Raw genomic sequence first — 14,251 nt, 5'->3', positions numbered from 1 at the left:
CTAATTCAATATGACAGATGATTTTAAAGTCTCAATGTTAGCTTCAGGCAGTACGGGAAATGTGACTTATATCGAGACCCCTCAGCATAAAATATTAGTTGATGCTGGGTTAAGTGGTAAAAAAATTGATGAGTTGATGCAATCAATTGGAAAATCATTGAAAGATGTGGACAAATTGTTTATTACTCATGAGCATACTGATCATTTAAAAGGAGTGGGGGTATTAGCACGTAAATATGGAATGGATTTATACGCTAATGAAAAAACTTGGGATGCCATTGATGGTAAGGTGGGTAAAATTGATATAGCACAAAAGCATATTTTTGATCGTGATAGTACCCAACTTTTTGGTGATTTAGATGTCGAAAGTTATGCTGTTTCACATGATGCGGCTGATCCTCAATTTTATGCATTTCATCATGATAATAAAACTTTTGCGATGTTAACCGATACTGGATATGTTAATGACCATATTGCTAGTGTTTTAACTAATGCGGATTCTATTTTAATGGAAGCTAATCATGATGTTGAGATGTTACGTTATGGTTCATATGCATGGAGTTTAAAACAACGAATTTTGGGAGATGAAGGGCATCTATCTAATGAGGACGGGGCTGAAAATTTAAGTAAGATGATTGGCCGTAATACCAAAAAAATTTATCTCGGTCATCTAAGCCAAGAGAATAATCAAATTCCTTTGGCACATCTAACTGTTGAACAGATTTTACAGGATCATGATTTTGCTGTTGATCATGATTTTAATTTGTTAGATACTAGTCCAGATTGGGCTACTCCCTTATCAAAGATATAAGAAATCTTTAAGTGGATGTTAAGTTAAATCGTCTATATTTTTAAGTGAAATATAAATAATGAGGTAAGAGCGATGAAATTTAATCGAAAGCAAAATAAAAATTTTTCCGTCTCTTGGTGGATTATTGTTTTAGCACTGGTTGCTGGTTTGATTGGCGGAGTGGTTGGGTCTCTGGGCGTACAGAAATATTCCAATGAAATATCGACTTCAGTCGGAGGTACGAAAAAGACTGTGAAGGTTTCTGACACAAAGGTTAAAGGGACTAGTGCTGCTACTAAGGCCTTCCAACAAACAGCACCTGCGGTTGTATCAGTGATTAATTTACAACAACAGCAGTCTTCTGGCTGGAGTTTGTTTGATACAGCAGGCCAAGACGATGATCTTAAAACTGCTTCTGAAGGTTCAGGTGTTATTTATAAAACTTCTGGTCGTGAAGCCTTTATTGTGACTAATAATCATGTGGTGACTGGTTCTAAGGCGTTACAAGTATTATTGAGTGATGGAACCAAGCTAAATGCTACGTTGGTTGGGACTGACAAAATTTCGGACATAGCAGTTTTAAAAGTTAAAAGTAGTAAAATTAAACAGGTTGCTGAATTTGCTAATTCTAATGAGGTTCAAACAGGAGAATCGGTCTTAGCCATTGGATCACCATTGGGATCAGACTATGCAACATCAGTCACAGAAGGAATCGTTTCTGCTACTAAGCGTGAAGTGGAATCGGAAGATGATGATGGGAATTCATTAGGAAAAGCCACCGTTATTCAAACTGACGCGGCCATTAACCCCGGAAATTCAGGAGGTGCTTTGATTAATTTGAGTGGTCAGGTCATTGGAATTAATTCTATGAAGCTAACCAATTCAAGTGGTGGAACTAGTGTGGAAGGGATGGGATTCTCAATTCCTTCAAATACGGTAGTGAATATTATTAATCAATTAGAAAAAGATGGAAAAGTGGTCCGGCCCGCATTGGGAATTAAAATGGTAGATCTTTCAAGAGTTTCAATTGATGACCAAAAAAATGTCTTGGAATTATCAGATGATCATAGAGGTGGTGTGATTATTGTCAATGTGACAGATGGAACTCCAGCTGATCGAGCTGGATTGAAAAAGTATGATGTCATTACTAAGGCCGATGGACAAGATCTAGATGATATCGGTGATTTAAGAGGAATATTGAATTCACATAAAGTGGGTGATACGATAAATATTACCTATTATCGTAAAGGTCACGAAAATACAACAGAAATTAAGCTAACAGCTAAGGCTAATGATAACGGTTAAAATAGATTGATTATTTAGGTAAATAAACCTGATTATATCAAAAATGAAAGCGTATTAATTGGGAGTGTTTTTTTACAAGAAATGGTGGACTTCATTACTCCCCAAAGTACATGAAAAATTAGAATCGGTTTTATGAATTAGATTCTTTTTAATTTTATGGTTGTCAATGACAGCTGTAATCAAAAAAACACGGTCGCGTCCCCCTCTTGCGATCGTGTTTTTTTGTTATTTGAAATTTAAATCGAAAGTATATTGACCGACAATCGTATTGGCTTGCCATAGTTGATACTTTGCTAAGATGATTCCTTTCGATAAATCAATTTTGAGCTGGTTAGTTTTTACAGTCATTACAATCACACCGATGGGGGTTTGATAATGAGTTATACTGTCGTTTTTTAAGTCCAATAAAAGTTGCAGTTTGCTTTGCCCATTACGGGTGATTACGATTGTTTGATCAGTATTTATTTTAACGGTGACAGGAGTTTCAACTGATGTAGTTTCGGTAAAACGAATATATGATATCTCTCTGATAGTTGCTAATGTTCCTGTTTCATTGAAATGAAAGGTCTCGGAAGTGTCATCTTGTTGAATGATATTTGTGAGATTAATTTGAATATTTTGTTGCATTATAGATCCTCTGGCGTCTGGCCCTTGATAATTGATTGATTTTATTTATCAATTATACCGTTAATTTACGGTATAATTGATAAAAATATACGAAAAGGATGTGGAGAAAGTGCGAGAAAAAGTTTTTCGGGATCCGGTACATAATTTTATTCACGTGAATGACCCTTTAATTTTGGAACTCATTGATACACGGGAATTTCAAAGATTGCGGCGAATTAAACAGCTAGGGGTTGCTAATACGGTTTTCCACACGGCGGAGCATTCACGATTTAGTCATTCGTTAGGGGTGTATGAAGTTTCCCGACAAATTGCTAATCACTTAGAACGTTTTGCGAGTCAAGCACCTGGTGATGGTGGTTGGCAAGTTGAAGAACGTCGTGTTTTATTAGTGGCCGCATTACTACATGATTTAGGCCATGGACCATATTCACATACTTTTGAAAGCATTTTTAAAACTAACCATGAAAAGTTTACGCAAGATATTATTTTGAACAAAACAACTGAAGTTCATCAAGTTTTAATGAAATATGATGAAAAATTACCGGCAAAAGTCGCCAGTGTAATTGCAAAGACTTATGATAATAAGCAAGTTGTGGCTTTGATTTCTTCACAAATTGATGCAGATCGAATGGACTATTTATTAAGAGATGCTTATTATTCTGGTGCAACTTATGGAACCTTTGACTTAGCACGAATTATTCATCTAATGCGTCCGGTGGTCGATGGAATTGCATTTGAACAAAAAGGTATGGCTACTGTTGAAGATTACATTATTTCTAGGTATCAAATGTATGAGCAAGTTTATTTTCACCCTGTCTCACGTGGGATTGAAGTCGTCTTAACACATTTATTAGATCGAGCCATGGAATTGTATCAAGATCAACAGAAGAAGCAAATATCCATTGATAATTTTGTAACGCCTGATCTAAAGCCACTTTTTGAATATAGTGTCAGTATTGAACAGTATTTAGATTTAGACGATGCATCAATTTTGGAAAATATTAATTTATGGCGTCATTCCAGCGATAAGGTTTTGGCAGAGTTATCAATGCGTTTCTTAGATCGAAAGCCACTTAAATCCATTGAGATTAGTCCTAAAACTAGGCACTATCTGTCTAAAATAAGGCCACTAATTGAAGAAGCGGGCTTTAATGTTAAATATTATACGGCGGAAAATGATAGTTTTGATACAGCTTATGATTTATACCATCCTGAAGCCAAACATGCAAAAACACAAATTGAAATGTTACAACCAGATGGATCATTGGCAGAGTTATCAACGCAAAGTTCACTGGTAAAAGCCCTGACTGGACGTAGTTATGGGAATGCTCGCTACTTTTTCCCAGCTGAAATGTTGATGGAACAAACAACGGGTGATTTAATGGCCCCAGTTTATCAAGAATTCCAAAAATATGTTCATAATGGTGCTTTGATTGGAATTTACCCTAGAAATTCTGATTAATCATTGAATAAACTAGTGAAATAAAGTAGTATTATTTGTTGGTATGTCCCTATATTTAATAGGATATTTTGGTTAAAAATATTGTATGAATCAAAAGGCAAACATATAATTTGACTATTTGTAGACTTAGAGTTTGTGAATAAATAAGATATTTAGTATATAAAAATTATCATGTTTATATTTTTATATACATTTGTTATATGATTTGTTAAAAAATATGTATATAGTATAAAAAGTAATTCTATATAATATATTAGGGACACTTTAATGGAATTGTTAAATAATATTAATTATATAACTGTTTAAAATAATTAAATTCGATAAAAGAGGAGTGATATGGGTAATAAAGTATTGATGCTGGCAGCCAAGGCTAATATGATCCAACAATTTAACCATAGAAATATAAAAATATTACAAAGTATGGGGTATGAGGTTCATGTTGCTACTAACATGATTGATTTTGGATCAATGTCTGCAGAAGAAAATGAGCGTTTAAAAATATGGATGGATGAAAATAATGTAATTGCTCATCAAGTTGATTTTGAAAGACGAATGGGATCTTTAAAGGGTAATTTACATTCTATTAAACAACTAAAACAAATATTTAGTAATAACAAATTTTCATTTATTCATGTACATTCACCTTTAGGTGGAATTTTGGGACGCATTGTTGCTAAACAATTTCATGTACCAGTCATATACACTGCGCATGGTTTTCACTTCTTTAAAGGCGGTCCAAAAAGTAGTTGGATGATTTTTTATCCTTTAGAATGGATCTTTTCCTTTATAACTGATACTTTAATTACAATAAATGATGCTGACTATGCTTTAGCTAAACACCATATGCATGCAAATAAGTTAGAAAAAATAAATGGTATTGGGGTAGATGTTAAGGGAGCTGGGGTTGCAACTGATGATGAAATATGTACAGCTCGTAAAACTATTAGGGATGAATTAGATATTCCTGAAAATGCATTTCTTATACTATCAGTTGGTGAAGTAAGTGATCTTAAAAATCATAAATTAGTTTTGGAAGCTGTAAAAGAGATGTCACCAGAGCTACAAAAAAACATATACTACATTATTGCAGGGACTGGTAATAAAGGTGAAGAATTATTAGACATAGCAAATAGTTTTGGATTTGAAAATAATTTTAAATTATTAGGATATCGTACAGACGTTCATGTTCTTAATTATGCTTGTGATTTATTTGTTTTCCCTTCTTTGAGAGAGGGATTGGGTGTTGCAGGACTAAATGCTGCGATTGATAGATCTTATGTGATTGGAACCAATAAAGGTGGCGTTTCAGAGTATGTTAAAGAAGGTATTAATGGGGAGCTAATTGATCCACATGATCATATTAAGCTTAAAGAAATATTAGAAAAATGTATTGAAACTAGGCCAAAGGTTAGTGTAGATGATATCAAATTTTTAAATAAGTTTGATATGAGTGTTGTTGATGAAGTCATGAAAAACACTTATGCTGCATATAAATAATAAGTAGTATATGCTATTTTAATTAAGTACAATAGTGCTCTTTTTTTGTTAATGATTTAGATTGAGCGCGATTTATATGAATTGAAACTTGATATTTTTTGGATATTTAGATGGGATATTTTGATAAAATAACATGGGAGGTATATGAAAAGTGGCTAAAGAGTTGGAATTTCCAATTGATTTTGTTGTTACTTGGGTTGATGGTGCTGATCCAAAATGGTTGAAAAAAAGAAATATATTTGAAGACGGAAACATGGATGATAAGAGTGAGACTAGGTTTAGAGATTATAATCTATTTAATTACTGGTTTAGAGCTGTTGAAAAATATGCTCCTTGGGTAAATAAAATATATTTAGTGACTGATAATCAAATACCTGAGTGGTTAAATGTTGATCATGAAAAATTAGTTTTAATTGACCATAAAGATATCATAGAAAAAGACAATCTTCCAACTTTTAATTCTAATGCAATAGAAGTTAATTTATTTAAAATAAAAAAATTATCAGAACATTTCGTTATATTCAATGATGATATGTTTTTGAATGCACCTGTAGAGCCATCAGACTTTTTTTGGTTTGATGGTAGGCCCAGAGATACAGCGGGATTAAATGCTATTATGCCAGTTGAAGATTTTGATCATATAACTGCAAACAATATAACTATTATAAATAAAAAATTTAATAAGATGAATGTTATTAAACATAATTTTTTTAAATTTTTCAACTTAAAAAATGGACCTTTAAATATATATACATTATTATTGCTCTTTTTGCCTAGGTTTACTAGGTTTTATGATTTACATATTCCATATTCTAATCTGAAATCTGAATTTACTAATGTAATGAAAGAAAATAAAGACTTTTTTGAAGTAACAAGTAGTAATAAGTTCAGATCAACATCAGATATTAGCATTTGGAGTGTACGCTACACGCAAATTGCTAAAGGTAATTTCAAACCTAGAAAATTTAATTTTGGTAAATTTTATAATTTAACTCAGATTGAAGAAATTACTCAAGATATTAAGCGTTCTAAGCATAAAGTGATTGATATTAATGATTCAAGTGACGTCGATAGTATATTGTTTCAAGAACGGGTAAGTCAATTGTATAAAGCTTTTAACGTTCATCTTTCAAAAAAATCTGAATACGAAAAATAGTATGATTTATTTTTTTGAAGAAATATATATTATAGAATAGTTTAGTGAGGGAAAATGATTTATTTAGGAATATTAATTTTTAATTGGGTTGAAGAGGTAATTAAAAAAAAATCAATAGTGTTTCCTGTGCTTAGTTTACTATACTTAGCGTGGTTGGGAGGTGCACCAAATCCTGTTACGATTTCGGTACTAGATTATCATAATTATGAAGAAAATTATAATGCAATGTTTTCATCAACCTATAATTCTAGATTTGAATGGGGATACTTGTCTTTAGCTAAAGTTGCATATAATAGTGGATTGACATACGCACAATTTAGATTAATATTATGTTTTATTATTTTTATTGTTTTATTAATAGCGGTAAGAAGATTCACTAATAATTTGGCCTTTTTTGTAGGGATATTTGCTATTTTCCCTTTTTTTAATGAAATAGATCAAATCAGAAGTTTTGCAATGTATACTTTGATATTGTTAGCAGCAAGTTTTCTTATTAAGGTTAATAAAAAAAATATTATAATATCGACATTAATTATTTTTCTGGCAACAGGCTTTCATAGTTCAGGATACTTTTATCTTGTTTTTATTGGTATAAGATTGTTGATGCATAAAAATATAAAAATAAATTCAATGATAATTATAATATCTATTGTTAATAGTATTATTTTATTTTTAACTGGTTCAACATCTGCTGGTCAAAAAATAGCTCAAATCATTGGTTCACTAACTGGGAATGCAAGTGCTAACGAAAATATACTTACCAACTTTGTTGGGGGTGAGGGATCATTTACTAAGAAGTTGATGATGATTTTATCATATGCTTTAATAACTGTATTAGCTAAAAAAATGGCAGTATATATTGTTAGTTTAATTGAAAACAATAACAATAATAATATAACTGGTAAAGTGAATTCCTTAATGTCTTTAATTTACTCTGGTATGCTGAGTTTACCGTTACTATTTATGTCATTTCAGTATCAAAGGTTTCCACGATTTGGTCTAGAAACGGTTATTATACTGACTGCGTTATATTTTGAACATAAAATTAAAATTGTTGATAGATTCATAGGTATGTTGGTTACCCTCGTGTTTGTCTTATTTCTAAGTTTCATATTTTACGGTATACCAAACAGTCAGATTGCACAAAGTATTCCGTTTTTGGTGCATTTAAAATTTTAAAAATAAATTTTTATAAAAAGTAAAGGCGATTTCAAGTAATGAATAATACATCAGTTTCAAAAAACATTTTCAAAAATGGGTCTATTGCTGGAATGACATTTATTTTAACTACAATACTTTCATTTGTTGTGAGAACTTTTTTCGTTAAAAATTTAGGTGAACAATATTTGGGACTAAATGGTGTATTTAGTAGTGTTATTCAAATGCTATCTTTGACAGATTTAGGAATGGAGACAGCTTTTTCATTTCTTTTATATAAACCTATTGCTCATAATGACCAATTCGGTATAGTGAAAATTATCAGAACCTTTAAAAAAGTATATGAAACTGTTGGCTTTTTGGTATTAATTATTGGACTATGTCTTATACCATTTTTACCTAGCATTATTGGCGAACAAGGTAACAATTTAGATAATGTATTACTAATATACTTGTTATTTTTAGCAAACTCAGTAGGTAGCTACTTTTTCACATATAACAGAACAATATTAAATTCGGATCAACGTAACTATGTCATAACATTGATTACCTTTATGGTAACTTTTATTGGTAATTTATTACAAATTATAACCTTAATATATTTTGAAAATCCTGTTATATATGCGTTTATAATGGTTTGTATAACGTTGATATCTAATTTTTTAATAAATGTTAATGTTAAAAAATATTATCCTTTTATTTTCAAAAAATATAAAAAAAGTGAATTGAAATTAGACAATGAGACCAAGACAATATTAATAAAAAATTCAATTGGTGGCTTGTCAAATAAGATAGGCTCAATGGTAGTCTTTGCCTCAGATAATATTTTATTATCTATATTTGTTAACCTTTCTACTGTTGGATTGTATTCTAACTATACAATGATAACTAACAACTTGAAGGGATTAGTTAATAAAATGATACAACCAATAACGGCAAGTATTGGTAGCATGATACAGGATTCAAATAAGGAAGTAGTTGATTTCTTTAAGAAATTCAATTTGGTGATTTACTCTCTAACATTATTTATAACACCTCAACTTTTTATTTTGTTACGTCCATTTATTCAATGGTGGTTGGGAAAAGATTACGTTCTTTCCCAGGAGGTTACATTGTTAATTGTTATTAATTTAACAATTCAAATTTTCCGGCTACCATCGTTAACTTTCATCGATGCATATGGATTGCAATGGGTACAAAAATGGAAATCTGTGTTTGAATCTGCCATTAATATGATACTATCGTTGGTATTTTTAATTCACTTTAATTTTGGCTTGAAAGGAATATTATTGGGAACAATTATTTCAACATTAATAACAGTTAGCTGGTATGAGCCTTATATAGTTTTGAAATATGGTATAAAAGTCAAGGTTGATCACTATATATTTGATTATATCAGAGGAGCACTGGGCGTAATATTTGCAACTATTGTTGTTTGGATGGTGACGCACTCATTGGTTGGGAATGGTATAATTTTTATAATAATATTAGTATTAATAAATTTAATTTCATCAATTGGGATATTTTTTATTATCAATATAGGCAATCATACCTTTAAAACATTAATGATTGATATGTGGAGGAAGTTTCGATAAAGTATGAGATATAAACAAGAAATGCCCAAAGTTAAGAGAATTATATTAAAGAGAATAGGTGATGGTATAGGTTTTTTACGTCATTTAAAACATTTAAAAAAATATGGATTATATAAAGTTCATCAACGTGTTCGTGAGAATAATAGATTTGAAGAATTTGAAAATCAGTTAGGCGTTGTAGCAATAATTAAAAATGAAGCACCTTACTTAAAGGAATGGATTGAATTTCATAAATTGGTTGGTGTTGACGTTTTCTATTTATATGATAACGAATCAAGTGATAACATTATAGAAGTTTTGCAACCGTATATTGATCAGGGATTAGTAAAATATAAGTTTATAAAAGGAAAAAAGAAACAATTATCTGTTTATAACGAAGCTATTGATCAATATAAAAATGATGTTCGATGGTTGGCAATTATTGATGCCGATGAATTTATTGTTCCTGTTGAGAAAGAAAATATTTTAGACATGATTAATTCCTTGGATAAATCGTTTTCCCAAATTTTAGTTGGTTGGTTGATATATGGATCAAATGGTTTTAAAAAGAAGCAAGAAGGTTTAGTAACTGATAATTTCAAATATCATGCTAGATCAGATTTTATAGCAGACTATAAACCCATTTTAAATCCAAGATTAGTTATGAATGTTGTTTTACCTCACTGGGCTAACGTAATTGGGAAAACTATTGATGAAAATGGAAAACGAATATGGAGCTATCCTTATCACACAAAAATTTATGCTTTACCTGCTTCTAAAAATAAAATTAGAATAAATCATTATTACTCTAAATCACTGGAAGAATTTATAAAAAAAAGTAAACGTGGATATGCCGATAATGGTAGTTCTGATAGATTGGCTAGAGATATGGATGCGTTTCATGAGCATGATCAAAATTATGTAACAGACACAGTTATAAATAAATATAGTGATATGTTACACAAAAGATTAAATATAAGTGAAGATGATCGATCAGATATAAGTATTAAATAATATATCGAATAAAATAATTAGGTAATTGGAAAGGTTAAGTTGATGAATAGATCAAAAGTATCTGTTGTTATGTCTACCTATAACGGAGATCGTTATTTAGAAAATCAATTAGATAGTATTTTAAATCAAAAGTTTGATAATCAAAAATTTGATTTAAAAATATATATACGGGATGATGGGTCTAAAGATAATACACAAGATATTATTGATAAATATGTTAATAATTATCCCGATATTGTAAATCAAGTAGATAAAAACAATCCTAATATAGGAGTTAAACAGTCTTTTTTTAAATTACTTAAATTAGTTGATGGAGATTATTATTTTTTCTCTGATCAAGATGATATATGGCTACCAAATAAATTGGATAAGTTTTTAGAAGTATTTAGCCTTCATGAAAATAATATTCCAGTCGGTGTCTACTCTGACTTATGGGTGGCTGATGCTAACGGTGTTAGCATTGGTAAGAGAATGAAGGAAAATACATCTATTGGTCAAGATAAAGACGTATTACCAAACTTATTAAATCGATATTTGGTAACTGGAGCTAGTTTTGCTATAAATAAAAAAACAGTAGAATATGTTAATGAAGTAAATGAAAAAATTTTTGATAAGGTAAATATGCATGATTCATTTATAGGTTTGTTAGTAGCTATGACTGGTAGTTTAGAATTTATTGATGAGCCATTAGTGAATTATAGACAACATGGAAATAATGTTGTGGGAGCACATTTTAAACCTATAAGTATAGTATATAAATTATTGCACCTAAATAAAATGAGAACGAGTAAGAAGCAACAAATACTAAACTTTTATCTTGCTGGAACATTATTTAAAAATAATGTGACAGATAAAAACAAAAAATTAGTGATGATTATTGATAAATATGTAAATAGTAAAAATTATATAACAAAAATGAAAGTATTATTACCAATTAGAAAAGTATTGTCGCGTAATAATCCGAATTTAAGTTTGCTTAATTGTACTTTTTTAATTAAATTTTCTAAGGAAGAATTAAAGGTTAATTGATAATTAAAACTATCATACATAATTAAAATTATGTTCAGTATATTTATGTCATTTATTTAGATGATTGCTAACAAGAATTATCTTACGAGGTTAAGAAAGGTAGAACTGATGAAAGGTATTATCCTAGCCGGAGGATCCGGAACACGTCTTTATCCAATTACTAAGGCAACAAGTAAACAACTTGTGCCTATTTATGACAAACCAATGATTTATTATCCACTATCAGTGTTAATGCTAGCAGGAATTAAAGAGATATTATTAATTTCGACACCAGAATACGTTGACCAGTTCCAAGAATTATTCGGTGATGGTCATAATATCGGTTTAGATATTCAGTATGCAATTCAAGATGAGCCACGCGGCTTAGCAGACGCTTTTATTATTGGAGCAGATTTTATTGGTAATGATAATGTTGCTTTGGTATTAGGAGACAATATCTTCTATGGTGCTGGTCTTTCAAAGCAATTACAAGAAGCAGCTACTAAAAAATCAGGGGCTACAGTATTTGGATATCAGGTTAAAGACCCAGAACGGTTTGGGGTAGTAGATTTTGACGAAAACGGGAAGGCTTTATCAATTGTTGAAAAGCCGGATCAACCAAAGTCTAATTATGCCGTGACTGGTCTATATTTCTATGATAATGACGTTGTTAAAATTGCTAGTGAGGTTAAGCCATCAGATCGTGGAGAAATTGAAATTTCTGATATTAATCAAGCCTATCTTGACCGAGGTGACCTAGAAGTTCAGGTAATGGGGCGTGGGTATGCTTGGTTAGATACTGGAACCCATGATTCATTGTTAGAAGCTTCATCATTTATTGCAACGATTCAAAAGCAACAGAATTTAAAAGTGGCTTCACTTGAAGAGATTGCTTATCGCATGGGTTATATTGATATTGTTCAATTAGAAAAATTGGCACAACCGTTAAAGAAAAATGATTATGGACAATATTTGTTAAAAATTGTTGAGGAAGAGGGTTAGAAATATATGACTGACAACTTTTTTGAAAAAGCATTAGCAGGTCATCCAATTGAAGAAATACCTGGTATGATCGAGTTTGATATTCCGGTCCATGGTGATAATCGTGGTTGGTTTAAAGAAAACTTTCAGAAGGAAAAAATGATACCTTTAGGGTTCCCAAAGAAATTTTTTAAAGAAGATAAACTTCAAAATAATATTTCTTTATCACGTAAGGGAGTGTTGAGAGGATTACATGCTGAACCTTGGGATAAGTATATCTCAATAGCTGATAATGGACGGGTACTTGGTTCTTGGGTTGATTTACGTGAAGGAGACTCATTTGGTCACGTATATCAAACAGTAATTGATGCTAGTAAGGGAATTTATGTTCCCCGTGGTGTCGCTAATGGGTTCCAAGTTTTAAGTGAGACAGTTTCATATGCTTATTTGGTCAATGATTACTGGGCATTAGAATTAAAGCCAAAGTATGCCTTTGTTAACTATGCTGATCCTGAACTTGGTATTGTATGGGATGATGTTGATAATGCTGAAGTAAGTGAGGCCGATAAGAATCATCCATTATTGAAGGATGTTGTGCCGCTTAACAGAGAACAATTATAATTGGAGAAGACTGATGACTGAGTACAAGAATATTTTAGTAACAGGGGGAGCTGGATTTATTGGAGCGAACTTTGTACGTTATATCGTAGCGGAGCATCCAGATGTGGTTGTAACCGTTCTTGATAAATTAACTTACGCTGGAAACAAGGAAAATCTTGCTGGATTACCTGAAGATCGAGTTAAATTGGTGATTGGGGATATCGCAGATGCACCATTAGTTGATAAATTAGTGGCTGAAACAGATGCAGTTATTCATTATGCTGCAGAAAGTCACAATGATAATTCATTGAAAGATCCATCACCATTCGTACAGACCAATATTATTGGGACTTATACTTTAATTGAAGCAGCACGGAAATATAATAAACGTTTTCATCATGTTTCAACTGATGAAGTTTATGGTGATTTACCTTTGCGTGAAGATTTACCAGGTAAAGGAGAAGGTGTTGGCGAAAAATTCACTCCTGAATCACAATATCGGCCCTCAAGTCCGTATTCCTCAACAAAAGCTAGCTCAGATTTGCTTGTTCGCGCTTGGGTTCGCTCGTTTGGGTTGAAAGCTACAATCTCTAATACTTCTAACAATTATGGACCTTATCAACACATTGAAAAATTCATTCCACGTCAAGTGACAAATATTATTTCAGGAATTAAGCCTAAATTATATGGTTCTGGAAAAAATGTACGTGATTGGATTCATACTTATGATCACGCTACGGCTGTGTGGGCCATTTTGAACAACGGAAAGATTGGAGAAACTTATCTGGTTGGAGCCGATGGCGAAAAGGATAACATTACTGTATTACATACGATTTTAAAAGACATGGGCAAAGATGAAAATGACTTTGATTTCGTGCAAGATCGTTCAGGACATGATTTACGTTATGCTATTGATGCTACTAAAATTCGTGAAGAATTAGGGTGGGCTCCTAAATTTACCGACTTTGAGACTGGATTATCTGATACTATCAATTGGTATAAAAATAATCGATCATGGTGGGAAGCTGAAAAGGCCGAAGTTGAGGCTAAATACGCACAAAATAATCAATAATTTAAAG

General features: G+C 31.4%; 13 protein-coding genes. 12 read left to right on the top strand and 1 reads right to left on the bottom strand.

Going from position 1 to position 14,251, the window contains the following annotated elements:
• The first annotated feature begins 10 nt into the window (after positions 1–10).
• Positions 11–811, top strand: coding sequence for an MBL fold metallo-hydrolase (locus tag JC2156_RS06975; protein WP_006845926.1), 801 nt, complete (start codon positions 11–13; stop codon positions 809–811).
• Positions 812–883: 72 nt separating this feature from the next.
• A complete protein-coding gene (locus JC2156_RS06970; protein WP_006845925.1) occupies positions 884–2,095 on the top strand; it encodes a S1C family serine protease in 1,212 nt (403 codons plus the stop codon).
• A gap of 225 nt (positions 2,096–2,320) precedes the next feature.
• Here the strand turns inward: JC2156_RS06970 and JC2156_RS06965 are convergent, their stop codons facing one another.
• Positions 2,321–2,722, bottom strand: a complete 402-nt coding sequence (locus JC2156_RS06965; protein ID WP_006845924.1) for a YwiB family protein — start codon at positions 2,720–2,722, stop codon at positions 2,321–2,323.
• A 109-nt stretch (positions 2,723–2,831) separates the two neighbouring features.
• Between JC2156_RS06965 and JC2156_RS06960 the strand changes: the two genes are divergently transcribed.
• From JC2156_RS06960 to rfbB, 10 genes are all read left to right on the top strand, one after another.
• Positions 2,832–4,184 (top strand): HD domain-containing protein, encoded by a 1,353-nt coding sequence (locus tag JC2156_RS06960; RefSeq protein ID WP_006845923.1) that lies wholly within the window; start codon positions 2,832–2,834, stop codon positions 4,182–4,184.
• 336 nt (positions 4,185–4,520) lie between these two features.
• Positions 4,521–5,681, top strand: a complete 1,161-nt coding sequence (locus JC2156_RS06955) for a glycosyltransferase (RefSeq protein WP_006845922.1) — start codon at positions 4,521–4,523, stop codon at positions 5,679–5,681.
• A 151-nt stretch (positions 5,682–5,832) separates the two neighbouring features.
• Entirely contained in the window at positions 5,833–6,837 is a 1,005-nt protein-coding gene (locus tag JC2156_RS06950; protein WP_006845921.1) for a stealth family protein, read from the top strand.
• Between the two features lie 54 nt (positions 6,838–6,891).
• Positions 6,892–8,016 carry an EpsG family protein gene (locus tag JC2156_RS06945; protein ID WP_006845920.1) on the top strand — a complete coding sequence of 375 codons (1,125 nt, stop codon included), beginning with the start codon at positions 6,892–6,894 and terminating at the stop codon, positions 8,014–8,016.
• 38 nt (positions 8,017–8,054) lie between these two features.
• Positions 8,055–9,590 carry a lipopolysaccharide biosynthesis protein gene (locus JC2156_RS06940; RefSeq protein WP_006845919.1) on the top strand — a complete coding sequence of 512 codons (1,536 nt, stop codon included), beginning with the start codon at positions 8,055–8,057 and terminating at the stop codon, positions 9,588–9,590.
• 3 nt (positions 9,591–9,593) lie between these two features.
• Positions 9,594–10,583, top strand: coding sequence for a glycosyltransferase family 2 protein (locus tag JC2156_RS06935; RefSeq protein ID WP_006845918.1), 990 nt, complete (start codon positions 9,594–9,596; stop codon positions 10,581–10,583).
• 42 nt (positions 10,584–10,625) lie between these two features.
• A complete protein-coding gene (locus JC2156_RS06930; RefSeq protein WP_006845917.1) occupies positions 10,626–11,612 on the top strand; it encodes a glycosyltransferase family 2 protein in 987 nt (328 codons plus the stop codon).
• A gap of 108 nt (positions 11,613–11,720) precedes the next feature.
• Positions 11,721–12,593: a glucose-1-phosphate thymidylyltransferase RfbA gene (rfbA, locus tag JC2156_RS08940; RefSeq protein ID WP_006845916.1), complete on the top strand. Its 873-nt coding sequence runs from the start codon at positions 11,721–11,723 to the stop codon at positions 12,591–12,593.
• 6 nt (positions 12,594–12,599) lie between these two features.
• The gene (locus JC2156_RS08935; protein ID WP_006845915.1) at positions 12,600–13,193 is read left to right on the top strand and encodes a dTDP-4-dehydrorhamnose 3,5-epimerase family protein; all 594 of its coding nucleotides are present in this window, start codon (positions 12,600–12,602) and stop codon (positions 13,191–13,193) included.
• Positions 13,194–13,206: 13 nt separating this feature from the next.
• Entirely contained in the window at positions 13,207–14,244 is a 1,038-nt protein-coding gene (gene rfbB / locus JC2156_RS06915) for a dTDP-glucose 4,6-dehydratase (protein ID WP_006845914.1), read from the top strand.
• The last annotated feature ends 7 nt before the right edge of the window (positions 14,245–14,251 follow it).

The organism is Weissella koreensis KCTC 3621 (assembly GCF_000277645.1).
The sequence above is the reverse complement of the archived record's forward strand: the minus strand, read 5'-3'. Positions and strand labels throughout refer to the sequence as shown.

Bases quoted from the DNA above. Each gene is read 5' to 3' on its own strand.
- JC2156_RS06930 (WP_006845917.1), top strand. From the start codon at position 10,626: ATGAATAGATCAAAAGTATCTGTTGTTATGTCTACCTATAACGGAGAT.
- JC2156_RS06955 (WP_006845922.1), top strand. From the start codon at position 4,521: ATGGGTAATAAAGTATTGATGCTGGCAGCCAAGGCTAATATGATCCAA.
- JC2156_RS06940 (WP_006845919.1), top strand. From the start codon at position 8,055: ATGAATAATACATCAGTTTCAAAAAACATTTTCAAAAATGGGTCTATT.
- JC2156_RS06935 (WP_006845918.1), top strand. From the start codon at position 9,594: ATGAGATATAAACAAGAAATGCCCAAAGTTAAGAGAATTATATTAAAG.
- JC2156_RS06975 (WP_006845926.1), top strand. From the start codon at position 11: ATGACAGATGATTTTAAAGTCTCAATGTTAGCTTCAGGCAGTACGGGA.
- JC2156_RS06970 (WP_006845925.1), top strand. From the start codon at position 884: ATGAAATTTAATCGAAAGCAAAATAAAAATTTTTCCGTCTCTTGGTGG.
- JC2156_RS08935 (WP_006845915.1), top strand. From the start codon at position 12,600: ATGACTGACAACTTTTTTGAAAAAGCATTAGCAGGTCATCCAATTGAA.
- JC2156_RS06965 (WP_006845924.1), bottom strand. From the start codon at position 2,722: ATGCAACAAAATATTCAAATTAATCTCACAAATATCATTCAACAAGAT.
- JC2156_RS06945 (WP_006845920.1), top strand. From the start codon at position 6,892: ATGATTTATTTAGGAATATTAATTTTTAATTGGGTTGAAGAGGTAATT.
- rfbB (WP_006845914.1), top strand. From the start codon at position 13,207: ATGACTGAGTACAAGAATATTTTAGTAACAGGGGGAGCTGGATTTATT.
- rfbA (WP_006845916.1), top strand. From the start codon at position 11,721: ATGAAAGGTATTATCCTAGCCGGAGGATCCGGAACACGTCTTTATCCA.